A 14,683-nucleotide genomic window follows, 5' to 3' on the forward strand; every position below is an offset into this window, starting at 1 on the left:
CAGATTCCTGCGGAGGCAGGAATCTAGTCGTCAGCCGCCAACAATCCCGAGCCACGCCGTGAACGCCGCCGAAGTCCTCGTCGACGCGCTCGAACGCCACGGCGTGCGCTATGTCTTCGGCATTCCGGGACACGGCAACACCAACATCCTGGACGCCATTCACGGCTCCGATCAGATCGACTTCATGCTCGTGCGCCACGAGCAGGCGGCGGCGCACATCGCCGACGGCTACGCCCGCGTCAGCGGTCACGTTGGCGTGTGCTGCTCGTCGGTGGGGCCGGGCGCGGCCAACATGATCATGGGCATCGCCACGGCCATGTCCACCTCCAGCCCGGTGCTGGCCATCGTGGGAGCGCCCATCCAGCGCTGGTACGGGCGCGGGCAGCTGCAGGAGACCTCGCGTCCGGACACGGCGCCGGCGGATCAGGCGTTCATGCAGATGCTGCAACCCATCACCAAGCGCGTGTGGTCCATCGCCGACCCGCGCACGATTCCTACCGCCGTGCGCAAGGCGTTCACGGCGGCGCAGGTGGGGCGGCCGGGACCGGTTGGTCTGGAGATTCCCTGGGACCTGCAGGCGGCCGAGGTGGACACGCTGCCCGAGGATCCGGACCCGTTTCCGGCCCGGGCGCGGCCGCGGGCCGACGCCGAGCTGACCAACCGTGCGGCACAGCTCCTGATCGACGCGGAATTCCCCGTCATCATCGCCGGCAACGGCGCGCTCATTTCCGGCGCGGGCGAGGCCGTCACCGCGCTGGCCGAAAGCCTGGGCGCGGCCATCGCCTCCTCGTTCGTCTCCAAAGGCGTCGTGTCGGAGGACCACCCGCTGGCGGTGGGCATGGTCGGCTGGCTGGGTCATCCCGTGGCGCACGAGCTGATCCGCGAGCGCGCCGATTTGATCCTGGCGGTGGGCTATCGCTTTGCCGACGAGTCCACCAGTTGGTGGACCGAGGGCAAGCCCTTCGTGCCGCAAAACCGCATCGTCCAAATCGACATCGAGGCCCGCGAGATGGGCCGCGCCGGACCGATCGAGTTGGGGCTGGAGGGCGACGCGCTGGCGGTGGTCACCGACCTGCGCGAGGCCGTCGAACGTCTCGGCGGGCGGCCGTCCGCTGAGGCCGACGCCGCGCTGATCCGCCGCGCCAAGGGCGCCTACTCGCTGGACCTAACCCCGCCCGACGCCACGCCCATGGAGCCGCTGCGGGTGGCCGAGCAGGTGCGGCGCGTGCTGCCCGACGACTCGATCATCTCCGTCGACACCGGCAACCACGCCCACTACTTCGCCGCCTTCTATCCCATTCGCGCCGGCGGGCGCTTCCTGAATCCGGGCGGCTGGACGCCGATGGGTTGGGGTCCCACGGCCATCATCGGCGCCAAGCTGGCCCAGCCCGACAAGGCCTGCGTGGCCGTCACCGGCGACGGCGGCTTCCTCATGGTCAACCAGGAGGTGTCCACGGCGGTCGAGTGGGGCCTGCCCGTGGTCTGGCTGGTCTTCAACAACTCCTCGCTGGCCGCCATCCGGGACGGCCAGATGGCCGACTTCGGCGGGCGCATCATCGGCACCGAGTACAGCGTCGAGGTGGACTATGCGGAGCTCGGGCGCACCCTGGGCGGCGAAGGCGTGCGCGTGACCCGCCACGACGAGGTCGAGGACGCCATTCGCTGGGCGCTGGATTGCGGCAAACCGTGCGTGGTGGACCTGGTGGTCGCCGCCGACGCCGTGCGACCGCCCATCGCCGGCGCGTGGTACGAGCCCGGCCGCTCCGAGCCGGCCCCCATGCCGCGCGGCTCCGAGGTGCGATACTCGGCGCCCCAACCCGAGGAATCGGCCTGATGCGGCGATTCAAGTACGCCTACAGCGCGCTGGTCTACTACGGCGAGGACATCGGCACGTCCATCGACCGCGTGGCGCGGTTCGGCTACGACGGCATCGAGCTCTTGGGCCAGCCCGAGACCTACGATGCGCCCGCCGTGCGGCGCCGGGTTTCCGACGCGGGCATTGCCGTCAGCTCGATCAGCTCGGTCATCAGCGCCGACCGCGACTTCGCCCATCCCGACCCGGAGATCCGCGCCAACGCCCTGGCCTACCTCAACTCGCTGACCGATCTGGCGGTTGACGTCGGCGCGCCGGTCATCGTGGGACGCCCCAGCGCCTCGATGAAGCTGCTGCCGCTGGCCGACCCCGAGGACGAGTGGCGCTGGGCGGTGGACGGCCTGCGCGCCGCCGGGGAGTACGCCGCCGAGCGCGGGGTGAGCGTGGCGCTGGAGTGCTGGACGCGCTTCGAGACCTACTTCCTCAACCGCCTGGAGCAAGCCGTCGAGCTTTGGGAAGCCATCGGCCTGACCAACGGCGGCGTCATGGGCGACACGTTTCACATGAACATCGAGGAATCGTCTCTCGGCGACGCCATCCGCCACGCCGGCCCGCACCTGGCGCACATGCACCTGGCCGACTCCAACCGGCTGCCGCCGGGCTACGGGCACGCCGACTTTCGCGAGGTGCTGCGGGCGCTCGACGAGGTGGACTACACCGGCTGGCTGGCGTTCGAACTGCTGCCCGACACCGCTGACCCCTTCACCGTCTTTCGCGCCGGCGGCCACGCCGACTTCTTCGACCGCTACACCCGCGACGCCATCACCCACATGCGTCGGCTCGAAGCCGAGCTAGGTGCCACAGACTGAGCCGAGGGCCATTCGCGTAATGAGATTGGTGCGCATCCCGTCCGTCATTCCGGCGGAGGCCGGAATCCGGGCCCAACGAACCTGGCGCCATGGCGTGAGAGCGCGGCAGGCAGCCTACAGCCAGCAGCGAAATCTCGAGCAGCAATGGCGTCAGACCCCCTAACCCGCACCGCCTCGGAACTCACCGCGGATCTGCTGCAACTAGGCCTGCCGCGCGGGGGCCTGGTGATGTTCCACAGCTCGTTGCGCAGCATCGGCACGGTCGAAGGCGCGGCGGACACGGTGGTCGACGCGTTGCTGGCGGTGATTGGACCCGACGGCACGCTCGTCGCGCCCACCTTCACCGGCCAATACCACGAGCCGGGCTTCGTCTTCGACCCGGCGGAGACGCCGGTCACCACCGGCGCCATTCCCAACCACTTCTTCCGCCGCCCGGAGGCGCGCCGCACGGTCCACATCGTGCAGACCGTAGCCGCCATCGGGCCGCTGCGCGACACGATCATCGACGCCGGCGGCGATGACGGCTGGGACGCGCAGCCGTGTATGCGCGCGATCTTCGACCTCGACGGGTGGTTCCTGCTGCTGGGCGTGCCCTATCAGAGCCTGACCGCGGGCCACTTCCTGGAGCAGGAGATCGGGTCTCACCGCCGCCCGCGCGCCGTCGAAGGACTTCAGCGCTTGTCAGACGGTCGAGTGGTTCCCCTGCGCAGCGAGGCGTGGGGACCCGATCCAAGCTTTCCCGGAATGCCGGAGCGCAGCTACGACTTCAACCGGTTGGGCGAAGGCCTGGAGCGGCGCGGCTTGGTGCGGCGCGGCGCGGTGGGCAATGCCATCGCGCGACTCGTCCGCGCCCGTGACCTGGAACGCACCGCCCGCGAGATGTTTGCGGCCGATCCGGAGCTATTCTTCAAAGTCGACGGCCGGGTGACGCCGCTGCGCTACGGCGTGACCTGGTCCATTCCCGAGGGCCGCCACGCTGGCGCCGAGCTCTGCGTGGTCGATCCGGCGGGGGTGTTTCGAGCGCCGAACGGGTAGCGGCGGGCAGGTCATCCAGGCGCATCGCCGTGGTCCGGTCCCCTCTCCCATAGGTAAGGGATAGAAGGCACGCTACCGCAGCAGAGGGGAAGATCATGCGCCTCCCTAGCAGAGGGTGGGGTCCGCGGTCCGGTCCCCTCTCCCCCAGGAGAGGGGAGAAAGCGCGCTTCTCCAGGAAAGGGAACGAAAGCGCATCCCCAGGAGAATTGAGCGTGACGCTTCCGCGGAGAACGGGCGGAGTCCGCCGTCCGGTCCCCTCTCCCACGGGGAGAGGGCGAGGGTGAGGGGTTCCGGCGGCTGAACCGGCCATGCCGCGTGCCGCATGGACCACCGGCCAACCCCCAAATCGCTTAAGCTGGACCGTTATGCCCGAGAACGCCATCGTCGTCCGCGGCGCGCGCGAGCACAACCTCAAGAACATCGACGTCGAGATCCCGCGCGACAAGCTTGTCGTCATCTCGGGCATCTCCGGCTCCGGCAAGTCCAGCCTCGCGTTCGACACCCTTTATGCCGAAGGCCAGCGGCGCTACGTGGAGTCGCTCTCCGCCTACGCCCGGCAGTTCCTGGGGCAGCTCGAAAAGCCCGACGTCGACCAGATCGAGGGTCTCTCGCCGGCCATCTCCATCGACCAGAAGGCCCGCTCGCACAATCCCCGCTCCACCGTGGGCACCGTCACCGAGATCTACGACTACCTGCGGCTGCTGTACGCCCGCGTGGGCCAGCCCCACTGCCCGGAGTGCGGCAAGGTCCTTTCGCGGCAGACGATCCAGGAGATGGTGGACTTCGTCCTGGACTGGGACGACGGCACCCGATTTCTGGTTTTGGCGCCGGTGGTCAAGCACCGCAAGGGCGAGCACAAGGGCGTCTTCGACGACGCGCGGCAGGCCGGATTTGCCCGCGTGCGGGTTAACGGCGAGGTTCACACCCTGGACGACGTGCCGGCGCTCGACCGCAATTTCTGGCACGACATCGACATCGTGGTCGACCGCCTCGCCGTGCGCCGCGACGTGCAGGCCCGGCTGGCCGACTCGCTGGAGACGGCCCTCAAGCTCGCCGAGGGCGTGGTGGTGCTGCAAGTCGTCGACGGCGAGGCCTTCACGCTCAGCGAGTCGTTGGCCTGCGTCGACGACGGCTTGAGCTTCCCCACGCTCGAGCCGCGGTCGTTCTCCTTCAACACGCCGCACGGGGCGTGTCCCGAGTGCGACGGCCTGGGCGCCAAGCTGGAAATCGACCCCAGTCTCGTGATACCGAACCGAAAGCTCTCCATCGACGGCGGCGCCATCGCCCCGTGGGCGCGCGCGGCCGGCACCGGCCCGTCCATGACGCGCGCCGTGCTGGACGCCCTGGCCGCCAAATACGGCTTCACGGCCACGACGCCGATCGAGCAGCTCAGGTCCGAGGCCGTCGACGTGCTGCTGTACGGCAGCGCCACCCCCCTCACCGTCGAGCACGTGGGCAGCCGCGGCCGGCGCCGGGTCTACACGTTCGAGTTCGAGGGCGTCGTGCCGAATCTACGCCGCCGCTACCAGCAGACCGAGTCCGACTACGTGCGCGGTGAAATCGAGCGCTACATGACGCGCCGGACCTGTCCCGCCTGCCAGGGCGCGCGGCTCAAGCGCGAGAGCCTGGCCGTGACCGTGGGTGATCTTTCGATCCACGACGCTACCGGCAAGACCGTGGAGGCCGCCGCCAGGTTCTTCGAGAACCTCGAGCTCAGCGCGCGCGAGGCCGCCATCGCCGTCCAGGTGCTCAAGGAGGTGCGGGCGCGCCTGGGATTCCTCGAGTCCGTGGGCCTGGAATACCTCACCCTCGACCGCGCGGCGGACACGCTCTCCGGCGGCGAGGCCCAGCGCATCCGGCTGGCCACCCAGATCGGCTCCAGCCTCGTCGGCGTGCTCTACATCTTGGACGAGCCCAGCATCGGCCTCCACCAGCGCGACAACCGCCGGCTGGTGCAAACGCTGCTGGGGCTGCGCGACCTGGGCAACACCGTGCTCGTGGTCGAGCACGACGAAGAGACCATCCGCTCGGCGGACTGGGTGATCGACTTTGGTCCGGGCGCCGGCGAGCACGGCGGTGAGGTGATCGCCGACGGGCCGGTGGAGACAATCGAGCGCTCGGAGCAGTCGCTCACGGGCGCCTACCTCGCCGGACGCGAGTCGATCCCGGTCCCGCGCGGGCGGCGTTCCGGCAATGGCCAGACCATCTACGTCGAGGGCGCAGGCGCCAATAACCTCAAGGACCTCACCGTCGGCGTTCCGCTCGGCACCTTCGTCTGCGTCACCGGCGTGTCCGGTTCGGGCAAGAGCACCCTGATCACCGACGTGCTCTACCGCGCCCTGGCGCAGCGCATTTGGGGCAGCCGCGATCTTCCGGGCCCCCACCGCCGCATCCGCAACGCAGAGGCGCTGGACAAGGTCATCGAGATCGACCAGTCGCCCATCGGCCGCACGCCGCGCTCCAATCCGGCCACCTACACCGCCGCCTTCACGCCGATCCGCGAGCTGTTCGCCGCCGTGCCCGAGGCGCGTGCGCGCGGCTACAAGCCCGGCCGCTTCTCGTTCAACGTCAAGGGCGGGCGCTGCGAAGCGTGCCAGGGTCAGGGCCTCAATAAGATCGAGATGCAATTCCTGCCCGACGTCTACGTGACCTGCGAGGTCTGCCACGGCGCGCGCTACAACCGCGAGGCGCTGGAAATCCGCTACAAGGGCAAGAACATCGCCGAAGTGCTGGACATGACCGTGCAGGACGCCCACACCTTCTTTGCGAACATCCCGACGATTGAACGCAAGCTGGGCACGCTGGTGGACGTCGGCCTCGGCTACATCCGCCTGGGCCAGCCGGCAACGACCCTGTCAGGCGGCGAGGCCCAGCGCGTCAAGCTGTCATCCGAGCTGGCCAAGCGCGCCACCGGACGCACGCTCTACATCCTCGACGAGCCCACCACCGGCCTGCACTTTGCCGACACGCGGCGGCTGATCGCGGTGCTGCAGCGGCTGGTCGACGCCGGCAACACCATCATCGTCATCGAGCACAATCTGGACGTCGTCAAGAGCGCCGACTGGATCATCGACCTGGGTCCGGAGGGAGGCGACGGCGGCGGGGAGCTCGTCGTGGCCGGCACGCCGGAAGAGGTCGCCGCCGACCCCGACAGCTACACGGGCATCTTCTTGGCGCGGGTGCTCGGTAGCGAATCCGGTGCCGCGCAATCCAACGGCGCCGACCGTGCCAGCCCCAAGCAGCCGGCTGCCGTCGGCTAGCAAGGACGTCTAAGTCGCCCCCCTTTTTCCTGAAGTGGAACTATTCCTGACCTCTCCGTCATTCCGGCGGAAGCCGGAATCCAGTCCGGGCAAACTCAGGGAGCGCGCTGGGTCGTGGCGGTAGGGGCGGGTCTCAGACCCGCCCGCTCGGGTCTACGCAATCGCCAGAGCGAACGAGAAAGGCGAGAGCAACGTTCGGTCCCTTCCCCATGAAAGGGGGAAGGTTAGGATGGGGGTAGGTCCGAGCGTCCGAGGTGCGGCCGTGGATGGTGCCCCTCCGTTCGCCCCCGTATCCAGTACGGGGCAAGCTCTGAGCTTGTCGAAGGGCGTCTGTCGAGCTCGCGGAGGGGACGTAGTTCGACAGGGCCTGTCCCGAGCTAGTCGAGGGGCTCACCACGAACGGAGCCAGATTGTCTGCGCCGACACAGTCGTCAGCACGGCTCGCGGACACCAAAGGCTAGGAGCATGACCATGGCTGAATCTCGTGTAGCGATCGTCACCGGCGGCGCCACCGGCATCGGCGGCGCCATTGCCCGCCGCTTGGCCGCCGACGGCGAGCGCGTGCTCATCGCCGACATCGCCGACGAGCTGTCGGCGTCGAACGTGGCGCAAATCGAAGCGGAGGGCGGCACGGCCGCCGCGATTCACTCCGATGTATCCCGCCACGACGACATTCGAGCCATGATCCAGCACGCCGTCGAGCGCTGGGGCCGCCTGGACATCCTCGTCAACAACGCCTTCCCCGCCATGGAAGCGCTGCCCGGCGGCGTGGAGGAAGTCACCGAGGAGCAATGGGACTTCGGCATGTCGCTCCTGGTCAAGGCCCTGTTCCTGGGCGCCAAGTACGCCGTACCCGAGATGCGCCGCGTCGGCGGCGGCAACATAGTCAACATTTCGTCGGTTCACGGCCTGCTGATGGCCAAGGACTACCTGGTCTACGAAGCGGGTAAATCCGCCGCCATCGGCGTCACTAAGCAGATGGCCATCCAGCACGGCCCCGACAAAATCCGCGTCAATGCCATCTGCCCCGGGCACATGGTCACCGAGAACATCCAGCGCGTGATGTGGGACGACAACCCGAGCGGGCTCGAGCTGGTTGCGGATCAATACCCGCTCCGCCGCGCCGGGCGACCGGATGAAATCGCCTCGGCCGTGTCGTTCCTGTGCTCCGAGGACGCCTCCTTCGTCACCGGCCACGCCCTCGTCGTCGACGGCGGCCTCTCCATCCAGCTGCAGGAAAACATCGGCGTCCAGCAGGCCAACTTCATGCGCCGCCATCCGGACACGAAACCGCCGTACTAGTTCGTCCCGTCTTAGGCCGCGGGCAAGGTCCCTTGTGCCCGAGCCGCCAGCGGCAGCGCGGCCAGCCCCGCCACCATGGCCGCCGCGCCCACGTAGAACGCCGCGACCAGAGACGTCTCCGCGGTTGCAAAAACAACGGCCGCGCCGATGACGGCTCCTGCCGAATACGCCGTGCCGTCCAGCACCATCACGCGACTCAGCGACCCCACCGGCGCCACGTCGCCGCACAGGCTCACGGACATGGTGTTGATGCCCCACATTGCCACGGCCCACATGGTGGCGACGACCAGCAGTCCCGGCACGCTGTCCACGAATCCGAAGGCGGCCGTGGCAGGCACCGCCAGCGCCAGGATGCCGGCCAGCACGGCGCGCCGGCCCAACCGGTCTGACAGCCGTCCGATCGCCAGTTGCGCCACCGCGCCCCCGACTGACGCGACCAGGGTCATGGCGCCGACCGCGCGCAGGTCGCCGCCGACCTCGACTACCCGCGGGCCGGCCAACAGGATCATGGCGGCATAGGCAACCGTTGACGCGAGCCGTAAGACCATGACGGCCGCCACGCCCCGGAAGCGCATCAGGCGAACGAAGCTGATGCCTTGCGTCAACTGCCGCGCCGGCGCCGGCGTGGGTCGTGGCAAGGCCCCCAGCGTCAGCGCCAGCGCGGCCGCAAGGGCCGTTCCCGCGCCAATGGCAAACACGCGGAAGCCGAAAGCATCCGCCACTAAGCCCTGCGCCACGCCGGCAAGGCCGGGAACCAGGACCACTACGAACCCAATCAAGCCAACCGCCGCCCCGCGCCGGGACTCCGGCGCGATCTCGATGAGGTATGTCTGCAGCCCCGTCCAAAAGAAGGCCATGGACAGTCCCGCGACTGGAGCGGCCACGATCACCCAGCCGACGTCCGGCGCGACGACCAGCACCACCATCAGCGCCGTCATGCCCGCGAGCCCCAGCGCGTGCACGCCGCGGCTTTCGAGCCGTGTGACCCAACGGCCCGTGACCGTGGCGCCGACCGAGCGCGCCAGGTGCATCGTGCCGATCACCAGCGCGGCGCCCGCAATGCCGCCGCCAAGCTGCTCGCGCACCAGCAGCGACATGAAGTACGACGTCGGCAGCCACCCCGCCACGCCCAGCGCCGCGACGAGCGCAAAGGTCGCGAAGCCGCGAGTGCGTAGACTGGCGGACTCGGGTGCGACGCGCTCGCTGGCAGGCATCGGGTGACGGTAGCAAGGCCCCGACAACCAAAAGATCGACACATGTTCGGCGCTGCGTCCATGGCGATCGCGGTCGGTCGACGACCCTTGCGCAGCCCTCCGCCATTTCCGCGCAAAGCCTGGCCAGTACGCGAAATGGGGCAGACCCTTGCGTATCCCCTCTTCTGGCGATCGGATAGCCGGTCCGGTCCCCTCTCCCTCGATGGGAGAGGGTTAGGGTGAGGGTGATCCGGCGTTTGGGAGCGGGATGGCGACCAGCTTCGCGAAGGCCTCAGCAGCGGGTGCGCTCGTGAGCCAACGCGCCTACCTGCCCGTCGTCCTCAACATGCGGGGACGCACCGCGCTCATCGTGGGCGGTGGCCCGGCGGCAGCCGACAAGGCCGCCTACTTGGCCGATTTCGGCATCCATCCGACGGTGCTGGCTGAGCCGGACGCCGCAGTTGATGAGAGTCTCCAGGCCCTCGCGGACTCAGGGCAGGCCGAGCTGCGGCGCACGCCCTACGACCCATCCCTCCTCGAGGGCCATGCGCTCGTGATCATCGCCACCGGCGACCGCGCCCACGATCGAGGCATCGCCGAGGACGCGCGTAGCCGCGGGGCCATCGTCAACGTCGTCGACGATCCCGACGTCTGCGACGTCTTCGCCGTCGGCTATGTGCGCCGAGGCCCGGTGGCGGTGTCCGTCAGCACCGGAGGCCGCAGCCCGGCATTCACCGCCGCTCTGCGCGAGCACCTCGACGACATGCTGGGCTCGGACATCGAGCAGCACCTGGAGCACTACGTCCGCTGGCGCGAGCGCGTGCGCGACGCAGTATCAGGCTTTGGTTCGCGCGAGCAACTCTGGCGCGAGCTCCGCGCGGCCGGACTCTACAAGGTGTTGCTGCGCGACGGCCCCGAGGCCGCAAGCCGGCTCGTCGACGCCGCTATCGCCCGCCACCAGGCCGACGGGCCGGATAGCTAGGCACAAACGGCGGCAATCCCTCAGGGCGTACTCCCGTAAGGGCTGGCTCCCTATCCCGTCCCGGTAGGGGCGCCCCTCGTGGGCGCCCGTTGACCAACGGCTAGCGGCATTCCCGACCGCGGCCCGACTCCCTCTCCCTGCCCGGTAGGGGCGCCCCTCGTGGGCGCCCGTTGACCAACGGCTAGCGGCATTCCCGACCGCGGCCCGACTCCCTCTCCCTGCCCGGTAGGGGCGCCCCTCGTGGGCGCCCGTAGCCTGACGGATTCACCGCTGCGCCGACCGGGGTCCGGCTCCCTCTCCCACGGGGAGAGGGTCGGGGTGAGGGGATTCCGACTGCCGCTCACGCACGGGCGGGTTTCAAACCCGCCCTACCCGAATCTGCCCCATTCGGCGCCCGCGGCTAGATCACCGCCCCCTCCGAAACCACCGCCGGCGCCAGCACCGACTCCGGCGTGCCGTGGATCACCTTGTTCGCCGCCGGCACCACCGTCACCAGCACCCCCGCCAACGTCACGTCGTCGTTCGCCACGATGTAAAAGGGCGAAATGCGCGTGCGCCCGTTCATCTCGCGCACGTCGTCCGCCTCGAGATCGAAATAGGGCACCTGCACCCGGCGGCTCTCATGGTAGGGCTGGATGACGTAGGGCGACGTCGGAAAGCTCTCCAGCGCCTGCCGCACAGCCAGTTCCCAGTCGTCGGCCGAAACATCGTGTCCCACGGTGACCCCTCGCGCGCCCCACGCCAGTTCGGAGAACCCGGAAGGCTTGATCACCAGCCGTCGCTGCCGCTGGGTCAGCCCCGGAAGCTCGTCCCAGGTCCGCACCTGCCGCCCCGCGGTCTCCAGCACCGGGTCGATCGCCGCGAACGGAGGCAACGGCGCCGGATCGAGCACCCACGTCGGCGCCAGGGCCACCCCCAGGCGCTCAATTGCGTCCTTGCCCAGCTCACCCCGCCAGAAATCCTGCAAGGCCGCGTGCCGGAAGAGCGCCAGCAGCAGCTTTTCCTCCAGATAGGCCTTGAACGGCGGCGTGACCACCGCCAGCCGCTGCTTCATCGCATAGATGAGCAAATCGATCTTGGGGATGTTGGGCAGGTCGTGCAGCTCCAGGAATCGGTACACCACGTCAACCCGCCGGGCGTCGTCGCCGAAGCACAGCGCGTCGCCTTCCAGCGAGAGTTCGCGCGGATGCACCGCGTGGGCATCGAGCCCCAATTCCTGCAGGTCGCGCGCAATCGAGATCATCTCGCTGCGGTAGTCCTCCGACTCATCCGCGACCACGATGGCCACCGTCGGATCGTCGCCCTCGGCCACCTCGTGGAACATGGCCCCCAGCGCTTGCGGAATGCCCTCCGGACCGCCGACCGGATCGAAGCCCAGGTGCGCGTAGCGCCGCGTGAGCGCCGCCAGCGTGCCGAAGCCGCCCGGCACCGAGTCGAGCTCCGTCGCGCGCAGCGTGCCGTCGTCGCCCGCCATCAGGTCGGGCCGGATGATGCGCGGCAGCATTGACCGCATGCGTCGCAACTGGCCCAACTCTCGGACGCGTTCCGGCTTTCCCTGGTTGAGCAGGCGCAGCACCCACGGCGGCTGCCGACCGCGCGCGGCGCTCAGGTACAAGCGATTGACGGCCTGATAGAACGCCAGCAGGTCCTGGCCCAGCACGCGCAGCCTCGCCACGGTTTCCGGCCGCAGCGGGAAAGGCTCCGGCGAAACGCGCCACGGGACGCCCGGCGCGTCCGGTCGGACGCTCGGTACATCGCTGCCGAGGTAGAGCGAGCGTTCTCGAAGGGAGGGCGTGCGAGTGTTCAGCAGTGGCGTCTCACGCGTTGGCGCCATTGCGCCGTGCGGCCAGCGTTCCGCGGCAGCCGCGGGGAGTCTAGCAGAGGGCCTCCGGCAGGCCGGTTATGGTATCCGGACAGCAGCCCACGGAGACTCCCATGACGATCATCCGCTCGGAATCCAAGCCACTCGCACCGACGGATATGCCCGGACTCGAGGCCTGCGAGGCGCTCAACGCCGAAGCCGAGTCCGGCGCGCTCACCGCCGGCGCGTTCCTCCTGCGCCCCAACAGTGAGCTGCCGGTGCACCGCCACCGCATCGAGAAAGGCTTCTACGTCGTCGCAGGGACGGGCACGCTCTTGATTCGCGACGAGGAGCACGCCGTTTCGGCCGGCGACTTCCTTCTCGCGCCGGCATGGACGCCGCACGGCTTCCGCACCGGCGACGGCGAGACGCTGCACTGCGTCTACATGTACCCCGCGCTCGACCCCTGGACGGAAATGCTGTAGGTAGCCCTTCATCGAGCCACGCCGGATGCTTGGTGTAGGGGCGGGTTTCAAACCCGCCCCTCCCGGACAATGCGGGCGTCTCCGATATGGTGGAAGGTGGGTGCCCGCCCCGCCTACTCCCCCGTCCCGTACGTCTCGAAGCTCCAGCCGTCCAACTCGCGGATGCGGGTCGTGGTGACCGCCAGTTCCGGCTCGCCGGCCGCGCGCCAGGCGCGAATCTCGTCCACGTGCCCCAGGCGGCGCAGCGCCTCCCACGAGCCCGGCTTGTAAGGGCTCGTGTCCCAGAAGTAGAGGTTCTCCACGCCGGCGTCATACAGCGTGCCCGCACGCCGTCGGTAGTCGGCCGAAGCCAGCCCGCGCGGCATCACGTTCGGCGCCAGCCGCGTTCCCGTGCCTTGTGTCAGGCGTACCCACGGCTCGATGTCGGCCGGGTCGGTCCACGACTGCTGCGTGCTGCCCCACGCCGGGTGCGACGAGTAGGGAATCAGCGTGTCCACCAGGCCCTCGCGCGCCCAGGTGGGCGCGTCGATGCCGTAGAACAGGTTTTCGTCTTCGAATCCCGTCACGATGGCCGACACGGCAATCCGGGTCGTGCGACCCAGCCGCGCCGCTTCTTCGTCCAGCGTCGCCCGCAGCTCGCGCATGAACTGCGTCAGCGTCTCGGCGCGAAATGCCAGCCAGCGGGCATCGCGCGGGTCGAGCCGGCGCGGGTCCTGTCCATGGCGTTCCAGGAACCCTTCCACCAGCGGCGTCTCGTACTCTAGCACCGGCATGCGCCGGTTGAAGAACATGCACACCCCGTCGACGCCGTAGGCGGCGACCTCCCGAAACAGGCTCAGCACGTATGCGCGCGCCGCGGGGTGGCTGTAGGAGATGCGCGGCGTCGGGCGGCCCTGCCGGTCCATGCCGCGCTGCTCGGGGTGGTCGGCGATGTACGAGGCGTCGTGCAGGTCCGGCAGCGGCGGCGGCTCGTGGAAGCCTGCGACGCGGTAGCTGGCGTGCAGCTCCAGGCCCACATCGTGCGCGTGCTCCACGGCAATGCGCAGCGGGTCGATGCCCTTCTCCCGAAAGATGCGCCAGCTTTCCGCCACGAAGCGGTCGCCCTGGCGGCCGAAATCCTGCGCCGTGTCGCACGTCGCCGGCTTGCCGATGGCGCTCAGGTAGTTGGTGCGGTCGCCAGCCGCGAACTCCCAGTAGATGCGCCCGAAATCGGAGTCCCGATAGGGCTCCAATTCGCGGCGAATCTCATCCGCCTCCGTCAGCCGATAGGACCAGTGCGGCCCGTGGGCGTCGTTGTGGGCGAAGAGGCGCCGTCGGCTGGAGTCGTCCCGATCGAGTTGGAGCGCGCGCACCTCGTCGTCGGCGAGCGGTACCAGCTTGACATAAGCAAGGGTCGCGTCCGATCCCTGCACCGACCCCGGCGCATCCCCCGGCGTCACGCGCCAGTTGATCTGGCGAATCTCGAGCTGCTTGTCCGTCAGGTCCGCGACCGTCCAAAACAGCTCGGTGAACTCCTCGTTGTCGGCTGAGTGCGTGGTCCAGCCGGGCTCCAGCTCCGGTACCTGCAAAATCGAGAAGGCCGAGTCGCCGCTCAGCCGCACCGCCAGCCGGATGGTGGCGTCCGGAAACGTGTACGAACCGATGGAAATGGCATGCCAGCCCCGCGCGTTGAGCGGAAAGCTGATCGGCGGCGCGGCGGTTTCCGGGCCGGCGATCAGCAGCGTGCCGGCAAGGTCGCCCGCGGTGTACGCAACCGTCCGCCAGCGGCCCCGGGCGGCGCTGGCGCCGATGGCATCCGAGGGCTGGCACCGGTCCAGGTCGCAGCGGTAGTGCGCCGGCGCCCGCAGCCACCGGTCCGTGAGTCCGTCCCTGGGCGTTTCAGACATCTACGAGTCCTCTCGGTCGCTGCTTGTTCGGTGTAGGGGCGGGTCTCAGACCCGCCC

At 69.2% G+C, this 14,683-nt stretch carries 10 protein-coding genes; 7 read left to right on the forward strand and 3 right to left on the reverse strand.

From position 1 onward, the window contains the following. Positions 1–58 precede the first annotated feature (58 nt). From OXG33_08940 to OXG33_08960, 5 genes are all read left to right on the forward strand, one after another. The gene (locus OXG33_08940) at positions 59–1,834 is read left to right on the forward strand and encodes a thiamine pyrophosphate-binding protein (GenBank protein MCY4114048.1); all 1,776 of its coding nucleotides are present in this window, start codon (positions 59–61) and stop codon (positions 1,832–1,834) included. After that, entirely contained in the window at positions 1,834–2,682 is an 849-nt protein-coding gene (locus tag OXG33_08945) for a sugar phosphate isomerase/epimerase (GenBank protein MCY4114049.1), read from the forward strand. Before OXG33_08940 ends, OXG33_08945 begins: the two co-directional genes overlap by 1 nt. A 144-nt stretch (positions 2,683–2,826) precedes the next feature. Continuing rightward, positions 2,827–3,717, forward strand: coding sequence for an AAC(3) family N-acetyltransferase (locus OXG33_08950; protein ID MCY4114050.1), 891 nt, complete (start codon positions 2,827–2,829; stop codon positions 3,715–3,717). A 365-nt stretch (positions 3,718–4,082) separates the two neighbouring features. After that, a complete protein-coding gene (uvrA, locus tag OXG33_08955; protein MCY4114051.1) occupies positions 4,083–6,977 on the forward strand; it encodes an excinuclease ABC subunit UvrA in 2,895 nt (964 codons plus the stop codon). Between the two features lie 471 nt (positions 6,978–7,448). Further along, positions 7,449–8,279, forward strand: a complete 831-nt coding sequence (locus OXG33_08960; GenBank protein MCY4114052.1) for a glucose 1-dehydrogenase — start codon at positions 7,449–7,451, stop codon at positions 8,277–8,279. Positions 8,280–8,290: 11 nt separating this feature from the next. On the opposite strand, the gene OXG33_08965 is transcribed toward OXG33_08960, so the two are convergent. Then, positions 8,291–9,493: an MFS transporter gene (locus tag OXG33_08965; protein MCY4114053.1), complete on the reverse strand. Its 1,203-nt coding sequence runs from the start codon at positions 9,491–9,493 to the stop codon at positions 8,291–8,293. A 289-nt stretch (positions 9,494–9,782) separates the two neighbouring features. Between OXG33_08965 and OXG33_08970 the strand changes: the two genes are divergently transcribed. Continuing rightward, entirely contained in the window at positions 9,783–10,454 is a 672-nt protein-coding gene (locus OXG33_08970) for a hypothetical protein (protein ID MCY4114054.1), read from the forward strand. Between the two features lie 400 nt (positions 10,455–10,854). Here OXG33_08970 and OXG33_08975 read toward each other — a convergent pair whose 3' ends face one another. Next, complete coding sequence (locus OXG33_08975) at positions 10,855–12,129, reverse strand: hypothetical protein (GenBank protein MCY4114055.1); 1,275 nt, start codon at positions 12,127–12,129, stop codon at positions 10,855–10,857. Positions 12,130–12,389: 260 nt separating this feature from the next. On the opposite strand from OXG33_08975, the gene OXG33_08980 reads away from it, so the two are divergent. After that, positions 12,390–12,740, forward strand: a complete 351-nt coding sequence (locus OXG33_08980) for a cupin domain-containing protein (GenBank protein ID MCY4114056.1) — start codon at positions 12,390–12,392, stop codon at positions 12,738–12,740. A gap of 113 nt (positions 12,741–12,853) precedes the next feature. Here OXG33_08980 and OXG33_08985 read toward each other — a convergent pair whose 3' ends face one another. Then, positions 12,854–14,626, reverse strand: a complete 1,773-nt coding sequence (locus tag OXG33_08985) for a family 10 glycosylhydrolase (protein ID MCY4114057.1) — start codon at positions 14,624–14,626, stop codon at positions 12,854–12,856. Between the last annotated feature and the right edge of the window lie 57 nt (positions 14,627–14,683).

The organism is Chloroflexota bacterium, from assembly GCA_026708035.1.
Taxonomy (GTDB): Bacteria; Chloroflexota; UBA11872; order UBA11872; family UBA11872; genus JAJECS01.